Raw genomic sequence first — 14612 nt, forward strand, 5'->3', positions numbered from 1 at the left:
GATAAAGGTGCTTTAGAAGTTGGCTGAAATACCCAAAATAAAGTTTCTAGATACGGGATAGGCATTGAAATCCACACGGCTAAAAGCTCCCCCGTTGGGGCTTACCGTAGGATCATAACCACTATATCCCGTAAATGTAAAGAGGTTTTCACCGGTGATATTTACCGATAAATTTGAAATATGCTTTATGCCGTGGGGGAAAACATAGCTGAGTGTAACCGTCCTGATCCTGACATAGGAAGCGTCTTCCACGGTATAGGAATTAACCAATTTACTTCCCTGTGAAGTAGGGTTGACAAATGAAGGGTAGGTATCAGACGGATTTTCAGGAGTCCATCGGTTCAGGTAGGGTTCTGCAAACCTGTTTCTCCTAAATTGTATGGGGAAATATGCATCTACCAGGTTGTTGTTCAGCATACTCACTCCTTGTACACCTTCTACAAACACGTTCAAGTTGAAGTTTTTATAGCTGAGGTTGTTCCCTATAGACCAGGTAAAATCCGGGAAAGAGTTGCCCAGAATCACCCGGTCCTCCGCGGTAACCATGTTGTCTCCATTTACATCCCTGTATTTGAAATCACCTGGAGCCACATTGTCCAGAGTTTGCGAAAAATCCTCGCCCTGCTGCCAGATGCCATCAATCTGGTATCCATAGAAGGAAAAGGCGGGCATGCCTTCCCTCAGCAGGAATATCTGGGAAGTTTGTCCCGCGTTGCCTGTAATGATTTGACCCAAACCTCCCAAATCCAACACTTCGTTCTTTAAAGTAGCCATATTAACAGTGGTACTCCATTCAAATGCCCCGCTGAAGTTCCTGGAGGTAAGCGAAAATTCCCAGCCGGTATTCCGCACGCTTCCCACGTTGGAAAGGATAGCATTAAAGCCGGAGGAAGTGGGCACCGGCAGATTCAACAGCATGTCGAATGTTCTTTTACGGAAATAGTCTACACCGCCGTATACCCTGTCTCCCCACAGACCAAAATCTAAGCCGAGGTTGGTTTGCTCGGTTGTTTCCCACCGCAAATTAGGATTGGCGATCCGGGCAGGATTGGTAGTGGAAACGACGTTATCATTCAAGATCGCGGTGGGGCCCGCGCTAAAGGTGCTGATAGCAGCATAGTTGCCTATCTCCTGGTTACCTGTTTGTCCCCAACTTGCCCTTGGCTTCAAAGTACTCCATAAGGCGCTCCCGCTCATAAAATTCTCTTCGTGTAGTTTCCATCCTGCGGCGAAAGAAGGAAAATAACCAAACCTGTTGTTTGCGCCAAACCTGGAAGAACCATCAGCACGGAATGAGGCCGTCAGCAAGTATTTTTCCTTAAACTCATAATTTATCCGTCCCAAATAAGACAACAAGCTATTGGAGGCCCTGCCGCTTCCGAGTACAAAAGTACTCCGGTCACCCAAACCCATGTTATAGGTTTCCGTGGCGTCAGAAGGAAAATTTCTGGCTACATTGCTGATGTTGTCAAACACAAAACGCTGTGTGGTGACGCCAGCCAGTATGTTCAATTGATGTCCTGTCCAGGATTTGTCATAGGAAAGTGTCCCTTCTACCAGATAATTCGTGTTTTGTCCCAGCAGGATGGTGGCGATACCTCCCTGGGGACCGCCATGCCTAGTGGTTCTGTCGACATATACATCCCTTCGGGAATGCAGGATATCCCCTCCAAGGTTCAGGTTGGCAGTAAGGCCAGGCCTGATGGCATATTTTGCATATACGGTACCGAAGGTCCTATAGGTGTTGGCTTGGGCATCCGAGCCATTTGCCAGGGTAAGGGGATTATCCAGATCCAAAAAAGGAGAGAGAGAATAAGTGCCGTCACTATCTCTTAGTGGCAATGTGGGATCAAAATTCAGTGCAGAATAGATTGTCCCCGACTCCGCATTGATCCCGAAACCTGACGGCACGAAATCATCAGCATTATAACTGATATTGAGATTCAAGCCCATTTCCAGTTTCTCGCTTGCCTGGGTACTCAGGTTGAGTTTGGCGCTGTACCTTTCGAAAGAGGAGTTTTGTACGACACCATCCTGCTTGAAATAATTGAATGAGGCGAAATAATTGGTTTTGGCATTTCCACCTGTGAAGGAAAGGTTATGGTTATGCATAGCGGCGTTCCTCCGGAAAAGCTCATCCTGCCAGTCTGTTTCATTCAGCGGCCCATCGGGGATCATATACTGAGGAGAACCCCCACCATCGGCTATGATCCCATTGAGTACGACACGATATTCCTCAGCGGACAAGAGTTTGATTTTGTTGGCCACGTTCTGAACACCCACGTATGAATTATAACTGATGGTCGTCCGACCTTCTTTTCCCCTTTTAGTAGTGATCATTACCACACCATTGGCACCTCTGGCACCATATATGGCTGTAGCCGAGGCGTCTTTCAATATTTCTATCGATTCAATATCGGCGGGGTTGATGGAGCTCAGCGGGTTTCGCGGTTGAGAGGCATCGAAGTGGGCACCGCCTCCGGTGATGGGTGGGGAATTGTCCAGGGGCAATCCATCCACCACGTATAACGGGCTGGACCCGGCGTTGATGGAACTGGATCCTCTGACCCTGATAGCAATTCCGCTCCCAGGTTCCCCACTATTCTGTACTACCTGGACACCGGCGGCTTTGCCTACCAGCATCTGGTCAAAGGTCGCGTTGAGGCCCTTGTTGAAATCATCTGCCCGCAACGAACTTACTGCACCTGTAACATCGGACTTTTTCTGGGTTCCATAGCCAATGACAATGACTTCGTCCAGGTTTTTCATATCCTCTTTAAGCTGTATCTCTATTTGAGAATTGGTTCCTACTTTGACCAGTTGGGTTTCAAAGCCTATAAAAGAGACAACAAGCACCGGGTCTGCTGTGGTCAATTGAATAGAAAACCTCCCGTCCAAATCCGTAATGGTCCCATTGGTAGTGCCATCCTCCAACAGGCTGGCCCCCGGAATCGGGTCACCTGAGGACGCTTCGAATACCAGACCTTCCACCCTGCGGATATCTTGGGCATTCGACGTGAGGGTTTGCCCACAAATTAGCCACATAATGATGTAGCCATACTTTAATAAACTGTTTTTCATAAGAATTGATTTTGGGTAATTGTCAATTAGTATCTCTTTCTGAAAACCATGCGAAACATGCCTGGTACCGGAATGAGGGGATATCCTTTTGCTTGCAACAACCTATTTTCCCTGGCGGAAAACTTGCATTGTACCTCATTGGAGACGGTAAAACTATCCCAAAAGCAAAAGCAATGGGTAACACAAAAACATCAAAAAATATTAAATTTTAGTCTCACGTAGTTTACAAAACATAACTTCATACTTAACAATATAATCCGTATTAAATTCTGAAAATACCTAAACAATCAACATAAGGGAAGAAATATCAATTTTCCCTACTAAAAATGAAACACATCCGTCAAATTTTCACAAGCCTCTGAATTCATCGGCAAAAACATGCTTAATGTTTCCCTATTTTTCTAAATTGACCGAAATTAATGATTGAAACCCAATATGATCCGATGAGTAGCCTTATAACGAAAACCTGGATAGTGGCGCTGCTTGCAGGAATCGTTCTCCACGCCCAGGGAGCCGACAAGAAAATTTATTTCGAACATCTGGACATGAAGGAGGGCCTGTCCGACAACACGGTCTATTGTATTTTGCAGGACAAACAGGGTTTTATATGGTTTGGCACAAAAAGGGGGTTGAGCAGATATGATGGCCGTACTTTCAGGCTGTTCAACAAAGAAATGGGCAAAGACGGTATCGGAAAAAACATGGTCTACACCTTAAGCGAGGATCGCGGCGGAAAGATCTGGTTGGGTACTTTTTCAGGAGTTTATATCTATGATCCCGACCTGGAAAGTTTTTCGAAATTCAGCCTTACCTCGGACAAAGGTTCTCAAATAAGGGGATTAATCAGCAACATCAAAACAGATCTTGAGGGCAACGTCTGGATAGCAGAAAACTCGGTAGCGCTCTACAAATATGAACCCCATACTGGCCAGTTGGTGGAATACAGGCATGATCCCAAAAACGCAGGGTCCCTCCCTCCCGGGCATATTTCAAACATCCTGGTGGGGGATGACGAGCTATGGCTCGCTATGAGCGATCAGGGAATCGCCCTTTTTAATTCCCGCGACCAAAGCTTCTCCGCCCCCACTGCCAACAATGACCCATTAAAAAAAGACCAGGTACGCGTATTGCAGGACTATCGTTCAACAATGTTTATTGGGACAAAAAATGGTGGATTGAAGGTAATGGATAAGATAAGCGGCGAGATAAAAACCATCTTGAAATACGATTCCAACGGTAATCCCATCTATGTACGCGACTTAAAGCTGATCAACGACACAGAACTTTGGATTGCCTCCGAATCAGGGCTATATATTTACTATCCTGAAACAGGCGACTACCAAAACCTGAAAAACGACATCAACGACCCCTTTAGCATTTCGGACAACGCCCTCTACGTGATTGAAGAAGACAGAGACGGTGGTATCTGGATCGGCACTTACTTCAGCGGCATCAACTACCTGCCCAATCACCCTACCCAATTCGAAAAATATTATCCCGTTTCCAACTCCAACTCCATCAGTGGCAAAAGGGTGAGGGAGTTTGTCATGAACGAAAACGGACAATTGTGGATAGGGACGGAAGACGCCGGGTTAAACTTGTTTGATCCGCTTACGAACACCTTTGAGAACTTCACACCAGACACCAGCGGGAAAAGCATATCCTACCACAATATCCATGGATTGGCGCTCAGAGATAACACCTTGTTGATCGGGATTTGGAGTCAGGGATTGAATATTCTGGATCAAACCACCAAATCGATAAAGGCCGATTTCATCCAGGATATGCAAGGACAGGTAAGGGAAAATGACATCTTCTCCATATTTATCGATAGAAAGAACAATGTCTGGTTAGGGACTACGGAAGGTCTTTTTCTTTACCACGAGGTCGGGGGATATTCTGAATTTATCCGTGAGATCGGCCACTGTTTTGTATACGACATGATGGAAGACCATCTGGGCCAGTTGTGGGTAGCCACCTTACACGGAGGCATTTTCAAGTTAGATGCAGAAAGCAGAACAGTCAGGTCCTTTATTCCCGATGTTGCCCATGAAAGCAGTCTCTCCCATTATTCTGTCATCACTTTGCTTCAGGACAGCAAAAACAGGATCTGGGTAGGCACAGAGGGAGGCGGCTTTTGCTTTTATGATGAAGCCGGTGATTCCTTCTCCTGCTTCAACGACCAAAACGGATTTCCAAGCACTCATATTTATAAGATACTGGAAGGTAACGATGGCAATCTGTGGATGTCTACCAACAAAGGACTGATGGAATTTGATCCTGTAACTGAAAAATATAGGATTTTCACTAAAGACAATGGACTGATCAACAGCCCCTTCAATTACAAATCCGGCATCAAAACCAAAGAAGGCAAACTGTATTTCGGAACACTCAACGGGTTCATTTCCTTTGATCCAGCCACCTTCAGGACCAAAAAACAAAATGCACCCATCATCTTTACGGATTTTTACCTGTCCAACCAGCCGGTAACCATCGGGGGGAACCAACCGATTTTGGAAAAATCAATTACCAAAACCCGGAATTTGCGCCTCAGACATGACCAAAACTCCCTAAGTTTTGGCTTCGCGGTGCTCGATTACACCGCCAGCAACTCCCTCTCCTACGCTTATATGATGGAGGGGTACGACCGGGACTGGACCTACCTGTCCCTAAATCAGCGCATCAATTATTCTTTCCTCCCTCCGGGAAATTACAAGCTCCGTGTTAAAACCACGGATATATTCGGGAACTGGAATGATGAAGAGGCCACCCTGCAGATAGAGATTTTACCTCCGTTCTGGAAAACCGATTGGGCCTATCTGGCTTATGCTTCCCTGCTATTGTTACTGACCGTTTATTTGATAAACAGCTATAAAAAGAGACTCAACAACAGACATCAACTGGCCCTCAAAGTCCTGGAAGATGAAAAGGAAAAGGAGATCTACCAATCCAAGATTGAGTTTTTCACGAATATCACCCATGAGATCAGGACGCCCCTGACTTTGATCAAAGCCCCTTTGGAACATCTCTTGCGAAAATCCGGTGTTTATGAAGATGATCTGCGGGAAAACCTGATGATAATGGATAAAAATACGAACAGGCTAATTGACCTGAGTAACCAGCTGCTGGACTTTAGAAAAACGGAGAAAAAGGGCTTTTCACTCAATTTCATTAGAACTGATATTACCGCCCTGTTGCAGGAAACCTATGTTCGCTTCAAAAATACCGCTCAGCAAAAATCACTCAATTTTTTCCTTAAAGCCAGCCCTAACCCGCTTTTTGCAGATGTGGACAAGGAAGCGTTGACCAAGATATTAAGCAACCTGTATTCTAACGCCATCAAAAATGCTTTCTCCTATGTTCAGATCGAACTGAAGCACGATCATAAAAAACTCAAAATCATGGTCGGAAATGACGGGAACATCATCGCTTCGGAGCTTCACCGTAAAATTTTTGAGCCCTTTTTCCAAATATCCACCGCGGGAAACGGCAGTAGGCCCAATTCCGGTACTGGTTTGGGACTGCCCCTGGCAAAATCCCTGGCAGAGATGCACGGCGGTAAGCTTTATTTGGACACCAAGGAGAGAGAAGCCAACGTGTTTATACTGGAACTTCCTATCCAACAGAAAAAAGCCATTCATCTCAATGAGATTCCGCCGGCAATTCCAGAGTCAAGGATGGTAGAGGAAGAAATCCGCAAATATGGAAAACCAACGCTTTTAGTAGTAGAAGACAACAAGGAATTGTTGGATTTCCTGGCTGGGCAATTAAAACCGGATCATTTTATCCTCGGGGCAAAAAACGGAAAAGAGGCCCTGCAAATCCTCGATGAGGAGCCTGTAGACTTAATCATCAGTGACGTCATGATGCCCGTTATGGACGGCTATAATCTGTGCAGGTCAGTGAAATCAAATATCGCTTTCAGCCACATACCTTTTATCCTGCTCACCGCAAAAAACACGATGCAATCCAAGATAGAGGGGCTTGAAATGGGTGCCGATGTTTATATAGAAAAGCCCTTTTCTGTAGAATATGTTCATTTGCAGGTGAAAAACCTATTGAACTACAGGGACCAGATCAGAAAATCCTGTGCAAGCCAGCCTTTTGTTGAAATCAATACACTGGCACACACACGGGCTGATGAGGAATTTCTCGAAAAAGTAAATGCCGGCATTTTAGCACACTTGGATAATCAGCAGTTTGGGGTTAATGAATTGGCAGAAATCCTCTGCATGAGCCAATCCAGCCTGCTGAGAAAAATCAAAGGTATTTCCCAAATGACTCCAAACAGTTACATCAGGCTGGTTAGGCTGAAAAAAGCTGCTCAGCTGTTGCAAGAAGGGGAATATTCCATTGCTGAAGTAGGGGATTTGGTAGGTTTTAACTCACCTTCTTATTTTACCAAATGTTTTCAAAAGCAATTCGGAAAACTGCCAAAAGATTTTTACCAGAGAAAAACCAAGATAGGGTGATCGCATTGATCCCTACAATCCATCCTGCTCAATAAAACCACACTCGGCGGCCAATGGGTTTTCGGGCTAATCAAACGACCCGGATACTGTTCCCTCCGGCAAAGCAAAGGCCACATATGCATCCCCGGTAGGTGTGCCGATCCGGTTGCCACCTCCAGCCGCAATGACCACATATTGACGGCCATTCGCTTCGTAAACAGCTGGTACGGCATAGCCGCCTGCGGGCAACTTATATTTCCAAAGCTCTTCCCCGGTCTCCGCATTAAAGGCCCGAAACATCTCATCGGCCGATCCACCGATAAATACCAATCCCCCACCAGTGGCGACACATCCCCCGAAGTTCTGTGTTCCGGTATCGGTAACTCCTCTTTCCTTGAGGGCAGGATAATAACCCAAAGGCACTTTCCATTTGATCTGCATGGTTTTCAAATCCACCGCATTAAGCGTTCCCCAAGGGGGCCTGCTCGCAGGAAAGCCTTCCTGATCAGTAAATATCCTAAAGCCATTGAGGGCATAGCGGTCCACGCCTATTCCGGAGAAAATTTCATCCGCGCTTTCTTCGGGAGTTTCTCCGGTCAACAAAAAATCCACCAATGCCTCCAACCTGAGGGCATCAAACTGGGTAAAGGCAGGCATTACCCCTTTCCCCCCTGAAATGATTTTTTTGATCTCCTCCCTGGAGTACTTATCCCCAATTCCCAACAAAGGCGGATATGCTTCGGCCATCCCTCCCCTATCAGCACCGTGGCAGTTGACACAATTGGACATATAAGTATGGTATCCACTGATATTTTCGCTGCCTTCATTTACGAATTTCCCTTGTGAAACCTTCGCGATTTGCAGGATCATGGGTATTTCATTGGCATTCACGTAGATGATCTGCTCATGGGGATCATAAGAAGCGCCTCCCCATAACATCCCTCCCCTGGTGGCAGGAAAAGTGATGGTTCCCTCAGCACTGGGCGGCGTATACATCCCTTCACTTCTGTATTTTTTAAATTCCTCCTTTACGTAGGCGAGGGCGGAATCGGAAATATTCGTCAAATAGGTGCTGTCCAAACCCTGAGGCACCACTTGGATGCCCTGATTGAATTTTTGGGTGGGATGCGCCACTTCACCGGGAATATAAGATGGCGGCACCGTCTTTTCCTCTATGTCCAATAAAGGCTCTCCGGTATACCTGTCCAAAACGATCAATTCCCCCATTTTGGTGGGCTGGACCAAAGCTTTTTTTGTCCCGCCCTTCCAAGGGATGTCCACCAGCGTCGGGGCGCAGGGAAGGTCGTAATCCCAAACATCATGGGTTACAGCCTGATAGTGCCATTGCCGCTCCCCCGTGGAAGCATCCAAGGCTATGACGCAATTGCCGAACAGATTTTCTCCCAACCTGTTTCCTCCGTAAAAATCATAAGTGGGAGACCCTGTTGCCACATATACCCAGCCCTTCTCTTCATCTAAACTCATCCCACCCCAATTATTGGTGCCTCCGTAGTTTTCCCCTTTTATCCAATTCCAGGTATCATGCCCGAATTCCCCCTCCCCAGGAATGGTGCGGAAAATCCACTTGAAAGACCCAGTTTTGGCATCATAAGCCCTGATATGACCGGGAGAGGCATCATACCCCTCTCCAGTGGCAGAACCAACGATCAACAACTCATTGAATATGATACCCGGTGTGGACAATGCAATGGACAGTGACTCCGGATCCCTTTCCAAATCCTCCCGAAGGTCAATCTTTCCCCGGTCTCCAAAATCATCCACCAGTATGCCTTCATCAGCATCCACTGCGTACAGATAATGGCCAATAGGCATAAATATCCTGCCCTTGCCCCCATCAGACCAATACGTGACGCCGCGGTTGACCCCGCCAGCCTGCCGGTCATCAGAAGGAGAAAACCTCCACAATTCTGCTCCATTGGTGGCGTCCAATGCAATCAGGTCCAATTGGGGAGAGGTAATATACATTTTATTCCCAATAATAATGGGGTTGCACTCCATAGGTGTCCGTTCTCCCCCATCTCCCGTATGATAGGTCCAGGCGGGTTGAAGCAAATGGACATTTTCCTTGTTAATTTGCTTCAGGTCTGAGTATTGGGCCGCGGTTTTTGAAGCCCGGTAGGTTTCCCACTTTTGGTAATGCTGTTCTTTTTGTTTGCAGGAAAAAGGTAGTGCCAATAAAATAAAGGAGACTATCGCAAAATATCTTGGATTACTTTTATTTGTTCTCATCTGACTCGTCATTCTTTGTTGAAAAAAGGCCATTCCGGATCCTCATTTCTGGCCGACTGCATAATGTCATACATTTCCTTAACCAGTTCGGGATGCTCTTTCGAAATATCGTGTGCCTCCCCGGGATCCTTTTCCACATCAAACAAGAGCAAATCTTCATTGTTTGTCAGTACGTTCAGCCGGATGGCTTTGTGATTGCCTTTCCTCACAGCCTGCTTACCCCCCTGTTCATGAAATTCCCAATAAAGGTAGTCATGCTCCGGCTGGTCAGCCTGTCCCAGAAGGGTGGGCAAAAAGGATATCCCATCCACGCCCTTAGGGACTTCCTGTCCCGCGACCTCTGCCAGCGTAGGCAGCACATCCCAAAAAGCACTGATATGGTCCGTTTGGCTGCCTGGGCGGATGGATCCCTCCCAATAAGCGATCATGGGCATTCTTATGCCTCCTTCATACAAATCCCGCTTATATCCCCTAAAGGGACCGTTGCTGTTGAAAAAATCCGGATCCGCGCCACCTTCGACATGAGGGCCGTTGTCAGAGGTAAAAATCACCAAGGTATTATCCAATAGGCCGTTGGCTTCCAACCGGTCCATTATCTCCCCGAGCTGATCGTCAAGGAGTTTGACCATAGCGGCAAAAGCTGCCCTTGGATAAGGTTGGGACCCATAACCGCCTACTTTGTAGCGGGGATGCTCCGGATCATCTATACCCTCATAGGCGGTTTCAACACCAAACTTGCTTTCATACTGATAAGGCGGCTCTGGCGAGGTACGTTCCAAAAACATATCCATGTATTCCTGTGGGGCAAAAAGCTCCGCGTGAGGAATGATGGAAGGCACGTACAGAAAAAAAGTAGTATCGCGGTGCCGGTCAATAAAATCCAAGGTTTTTTCATGGATCAGGTCCGGGGCATACAACCCCTGTTTTGCGCCTTCATTTTCTGTAAGTGGAAGCACATGGTCATTGTCATACAACTCCCATGGATAATAATTATGGGCAATGGTTTGGCTGTTATAGCCGAAAAACTCATCAAACCCTTGCTTCAGTGGATCCCCGGTAGAACCTGGATAACCCAACCCCCACTTGCCAAAAGCTCCGGTAACATAGCCCGCCTGCTTCAATATTTTGGGGAGGGTCACCGCATCAGCAGGAAGGGGAAATTGGCCCCCATTCATTCCCCTGTTTCCGCGGACATAAGTGTGACCGGTATGCAACCCGGTCATGAGTGAGGATCTAGACGGAGCACATACAGTCGTACCGGCATAATGCTGGGTAAAAAGCATCCCCTCCCTTGCCAGTTTGTCCAAATTGGGCGTGGAAAATTTTTCCTGCCCATAGATACTCAAGTCTCCATAACCCAAATCATCCGCCATGATGTAGACAATATTGGGAAGACCCTTTTCTTTCTCCTTGACACATCCCGTTAGGATAATCAGGATCATATTCAACAAAATAAGTGAACTGTTTCTCATAAATAAATCAGTCATAAAGTCCGGTATTTCCTTTTTTTCATAAGGGCAATATCTTTTCCATCACTTCGGGATGGTCTTCAGCCATATTTTTATTTCCCACAGGGTTCAGATGAGATCATATGCGAGGGCAGGAGCCTCCACAGAAACAGCGCCCCTTCCTTTTCATCGCATCTTAATTTTTAAACTAAAAACGCGTGATAACGTGGGTTATTAAGGTTCTAAATATAAAAGGATTCGGTTTAAATAAAAATCCATTGACATAAAGGCTATTCGGCGGCATATCTTTCCTGATAATGCTTCCATGTATTCATCGATTGGGTCAGGGCGGTCTCGCAGTCTTGGGGAATGTTATAACACTGCAAACCGAATTTCCCCGCATAACCCTCATCTTTAAGCACCTTTACCAGTTCATAGGTATCAAAGGTTCCCTCTCCCAAAGGTTGGATCAGCCTGTCCCATCCCATTTGCTGGGTATCGCCACCATCAGCCCCGTTGATGGAAACCATGAATAGATGAGGCAGCGCTTCCAACGCTTTTTCTCTCCATCCTGCTTCCCCTTCCACTTTTAATAAGTGGCAGAGGTTGAATATGGCCCCGACATTGTCTTTTTTGATCTTCTTTACCAAATCCAAAGCATGGGACATTTCTTCACAATAAAAATCCACATGAGGGTAGATGGCAAGCTTGATGTTCAGCGGGGCAGCAAATTCGGCCAGGTCGGCTATGCCCTCCATAAAAAGGCTGTCAGCATCCGGCCGGGAAACGCCATCCGCATGAAGGTGAAGTGCTACCAACAAATCCCTGTCTTTGGAGTCCAAAAGTATTTCCTTTAGCTTTTCGTGGTATTGTACTTTCCCCTCCACCACATACATCCCAATGTACATTTCGGGCATTTCCAAACCCACCTCATCCATGGCTGCCCTTAACTCAAAATAATTGTCTTCCACATGACCGGCCAGCCCATCATATCCCAGTTCCTTCACCAGATTAGCCTGTGCTCTAAAATCATCGGGGGCGTTGGGCAGGGTCCTGACGCAGTTATTAAAAGCATAAAAGACATTATCCAGCCGCTTATCTTCAGATTTACAGGACACTAGGGCCAACAGGAATACCACACGCAATATCTTTCTCATAACCATCAACGGTAACTTACAGTTTGAAATTTATTCATCCAGTCCACCACATCCTTGTCCAGCCATTTTTCCCTGAAAGGCCGGTTAAGCATGGCGTTGGCAGCATTATCGTCTTTGAATTGCCCCTTATTATTGTCCCATTTCAGTTCCCTTCCCAACTTCACGGCAATCAGCCCCATTACTGTGGTAAAATAAACATTATGGCCCACCTCCAGTGGTTCGAGAGAATCCTCTCCTGACCGGACGGCCCTGAGAAAATCCTCTTTGTCTGACAAAGTTGCTGAATAGTCTTTATTACCCGAAGGCTTATCAAAACTTATCCAAGCCCGGTTGCTGGCCTCCAACTGGTCCGGATAGCCCGCACTGACCCATCCGTTTTCGCCTTCGAATTTCACATAGGGTTTATCGATCACGTAGTTCATCACCACGCCATCATCATAAGTATAAGTCAGGTCAAAAGTTTCTATGGTGTTCCACAAGCCTTTTGAAAAAGAGCCTTCCCCCTTCACCGAAATCGGAAGCACATACTCTTTTTGCATGCCCCAAAGGGCGATGTCACACAGATGGGCTCCCCAGTTGGTGATCATGCCATTACAATAATCATCAATCCTCAACCAGCCCGGTCGGGTATCGATGGTTTCGGGATCATGGACCCTGTTTTGGGTATATGGTGCAGGAAAGGCAGGTCCAAGCCACTGATCATAATCCAAAGCTTTGGGCACCGGCATGGTGGGCTGGGGACCCACAGCGCTGCCGCTCAACTCGGCGGGCACCCCCACCGTCACTTTTTTAAGTTTGCCAAGAAGGCCGTTATGCACTATTTCTGCAGCTTTCCAAAAATATTTGCTGGAACGGAATTCACTGTCCAGGCGGTTGGCCACACCCTTCATCTTCACTGCCTCTACCAATGCTTTGCTGTGCGAGTAACTGATAGACAAGGCTTTTTCCATACATACATGCTTCCCCGCAAACGCGGCAGCGATGCCATGGGGAGCGTGCCAATGGTCTGTAGACGATACCATGACGGCATCAATGCCATTGTTGGCCAAAAGCTCCCTGTAATCCCTGTATTGGGTCACCCCTTTGTAAGTTTTCTCCGTTTTTTTACCGTAGTGACCGTTGATGATTCCGGCGGCCAGCTCCATCCTCCAGCTGTCCACATCATTTACCGCCACCACCTGACAATCGGGAATATTCAAAAATCCGTTTTGCAGGTTCACTTTGATGGCCTGCCTCCCTGTGGCAATCATGCCAATGGTGATCCGGTCACTGGGCGGGTTCTTGCCAATGGCGCTTGCGGGAATAAGGGTTGGAATAGCCAGTCCGCCCGCTGCGGCGATGCCGGTGGTTTTCAGAAATTCCCTTCTGGATTTTTTTAGGCCTATACTTGTTTGTTTTTTTTCAGGGTTCATTGTCATTGCTGTTTAAACTTAATGTAAGAAATGGGCGTCCTTTTCTGAAATCCGGGCAGTATCATCCTTACGGACCCTTCCTTGATACCTCTCCTCTATGGGGGTATAACAAGACGGGTCCTGTTGCTTGTAGGGCTTGTTGCTTATCAGGTTATAGGTGGAAATTAAGGACCACCGGGCTTTTTCAGAATTGTTTTTATCCGAACGGTGGAGGAGGTTACAGTGAAAAAACAGCACATCACCCGGTTGAAGCTCCACATGTACGAGTTCCAGTCTTTTGAGAGCCTCCGTTACTTTTTCCATATCCGCTCCTTTTTGATCCCCCGTCATCCCATGGTCTATCCTTCCCAGGAGGTGAGAGCCTCTTAAAACCTGCAGGCAGCCATTTTTTTTGTCCGCTTGGGTAAGGGCCAACATCACACTGAGCATCTGTGGGTACAAGAAACCATCATGATACCAATAACCATAGTCCTGGTGCCACTCCCAGGCCCCGCCTACCTTTGGCTCTTTTTGCATCAGCTTGGTATGGAAATGGGCAGGAGCACCGCCAAGCAGCTTTTCCACACCTTCCAAATACCGCTCAGAGCGGGCGATGTTACTGTAAACATCCCTACCCAAAGCATACCAGAGGGCGAGCTTGGTGGTATGGCCTTCTTTGTCCTTCCTTCCATAGGTATGCCGTCTGATCACCTCATCCTCCAAAGCGGTGTCCAGCACTGCCTCCATCTCTCCCGCATCAAACATGCCTTTTACAATGGTATAACCATCTTGCATGTATTCTTTTTCATTTTTCTCATTAAATCGGTTTTCCAT

At 46.8% G+C, this 14612-nt stretch carries 7 protein-coding genes; 1 reads left to right on the forward strand and 6 read right to left on the reverse strand.

Annotation, left to right across the window (positions count from 1 at the left end; translation table 11 throughout):
- Nucleotides 1–12: 12 nt before the first annotated feature.
- Nucleotides 13–3081 carry a SusC/RagA family TonB-linked outer membrane protein gene (locus ACFPFU_RS05125; protein ID WP_377062179.1) on the reverse strand — a complete coding sequence of 1023 codons (3069 nt, stop codon included), beginning with the start codon at nucleotides 3079–3081 and terminating at the stop codon, nucleotides 13–15.
- 443 nt (nucleotides 3082–3524) lie between these two features.
- On the opposite strand from ACFPFU_RS05125, the gene ACFPFU_RS05130 reads away from it, so the two are divergent.
- On the forward strand, nucleotides 3525–7553 hold the full coding sequence (locus tag ACFPFU_RS05130; RefSeq protein WP_377062181.1) for a two-component regulator propeller domain-containing protein: 4029 nt from the start codon (nucleotides 3525–3527) through the stop codon (nucleotides 7551–7553).
- A 66-nt stretch (nucleotides 7554–7619) separates the two neighbouring features.
- Here ACFPFU_RS05130 and ACFPFU_RS05135 read toward each other — a convergent pair whose 3' ends face one another.
- The 5 genes from ACFPFU_RS05135 to ACFPFU_RS05155 form a co-directional block, all read right to left on the reverse strand.
- Nucleotides 7620–9782, reverse strand: coding sequence for a pyrroloquinoline quinone-dependent dehydrogenase (locus ACFPFU_RS05135; protein ID WP_377062183.1), 2163 nt, complete (start codon nucleotides 9780–9782; stop codon nucleotides 7620–7622).
- Between the two features lie 8 nt (nucleotides 9783–9790).
- Entirely contained in the window at nucleotides 9791–11269 is a 1479-nt protein-coding gene (locus ACFPFU_RS05140; RefSeq protein ID WP_377062185.1) for an arylsulfatase, read from the reverse strand.
- Nucleotides 11270–11520: 251 nt separating this feature from the next.
- Nucleotides 11521–12387, reverse strand: coding sequence for a sugar phosphate isomerase/epimerase family protein (locus tag ACFPFU_RS05145; protein WP_377062187.1), 867 nt, complete (start codon nucleotides 12385–12387; stop codon nucleotides 11521–11523).
- A 5-nt stretch (nucleotides 12388–12392) separates the two neighbouring features.
- A complete protein-coding gene (locus ACFPFU_RS05150; protein WP_377062189.1) occupies nucleotides 12393–13799 on the reverse strand; it encodes a Gfo/Idh/MocA family protein in 1407 nt (468 codons plus the stop codon).
- 18 nt (nucleotides 13800–13817) lie between these two features.
- Nucleotides 13818–14612 carry a phytanoyl-CoA dioxygenase family protein gene (locus tag ACFPFU_RS05155; RefSeq protein WP_377062191.1) on the reverse strand — a complete coding sequence of 265 codons (795 nt, stop codon included), beginning with the start codon at nucleotides 14610–14612 and terminating at the stop codon, nucleotides 13818–13820.

Origin of the sequence: Negadavirga shengliensis, from assembly GCF_042652345.1 — a bacterium.
Taxonomy (GTDB): Bacteria; Bacteroidota; Bacteroidia; order Cytophagales; family Cyclobacteriaceae; genus Negadavirga; species Negadavirga shengliensis.

What these genes read in the sequence shown, in the direction of transcription:
- ACFPFU_RS05145 (WP_377062187.1), bottom strand. Translation starts at nt 12,387, where the DNA reads ATGAGAAAGATATTGCGTGTGGTATTCCTGTTGGCCCTAGTGTCCTGT.
- ACFPFU_RS05130 (WP_377062181.1), top strand. Translation starts at nt 3,525, where the DNA reads ATGAGTAGCCTTATAACGAAAACCTGGATAGTGGCGCTGCTTGCAGGA.
- ACFPFU_RS05155 (WP_377062191.1), bottom strand. Translation starts at nt 14,612, where the DNA reads ATGGAAAACCGATTTAATGAGAAAAATGAAAAAGAATACATGCAAGAT.
- ACFPFU_RS05125 (WP_377062179.1), bottom strand. Translation starts at nt 3,081, where the DNA reads ATGAAAAACAGTTTATTAAAGTATGGCTACATCATTATGTGGCTAATT.
- ACFPFU_RS05140 (WP_377062185.1), bottom strand. Translation starts at nt 11,269, where the DNA reads ATGACTGATTTATTTATGAGAAACAGTTCACTTATTTTGTTGAATATG.
- ACFPFU_RS05135 (WP_377062183.1), bottom strand. Translation starts at nt 9,782, where the DNA reads ATGAGAACAAATAAAAGTAATCCAAGATATTTTGCGATAGTCTCCTTT.
- ACFPFU_RS05150 (WP_377062189.1), bottom strand. Translation starts at nt 13,799, where the DNA reads ATGAACCCTGAAAAAAAACAAACAAGTATAGGCCTAAAAAAATCCAGA.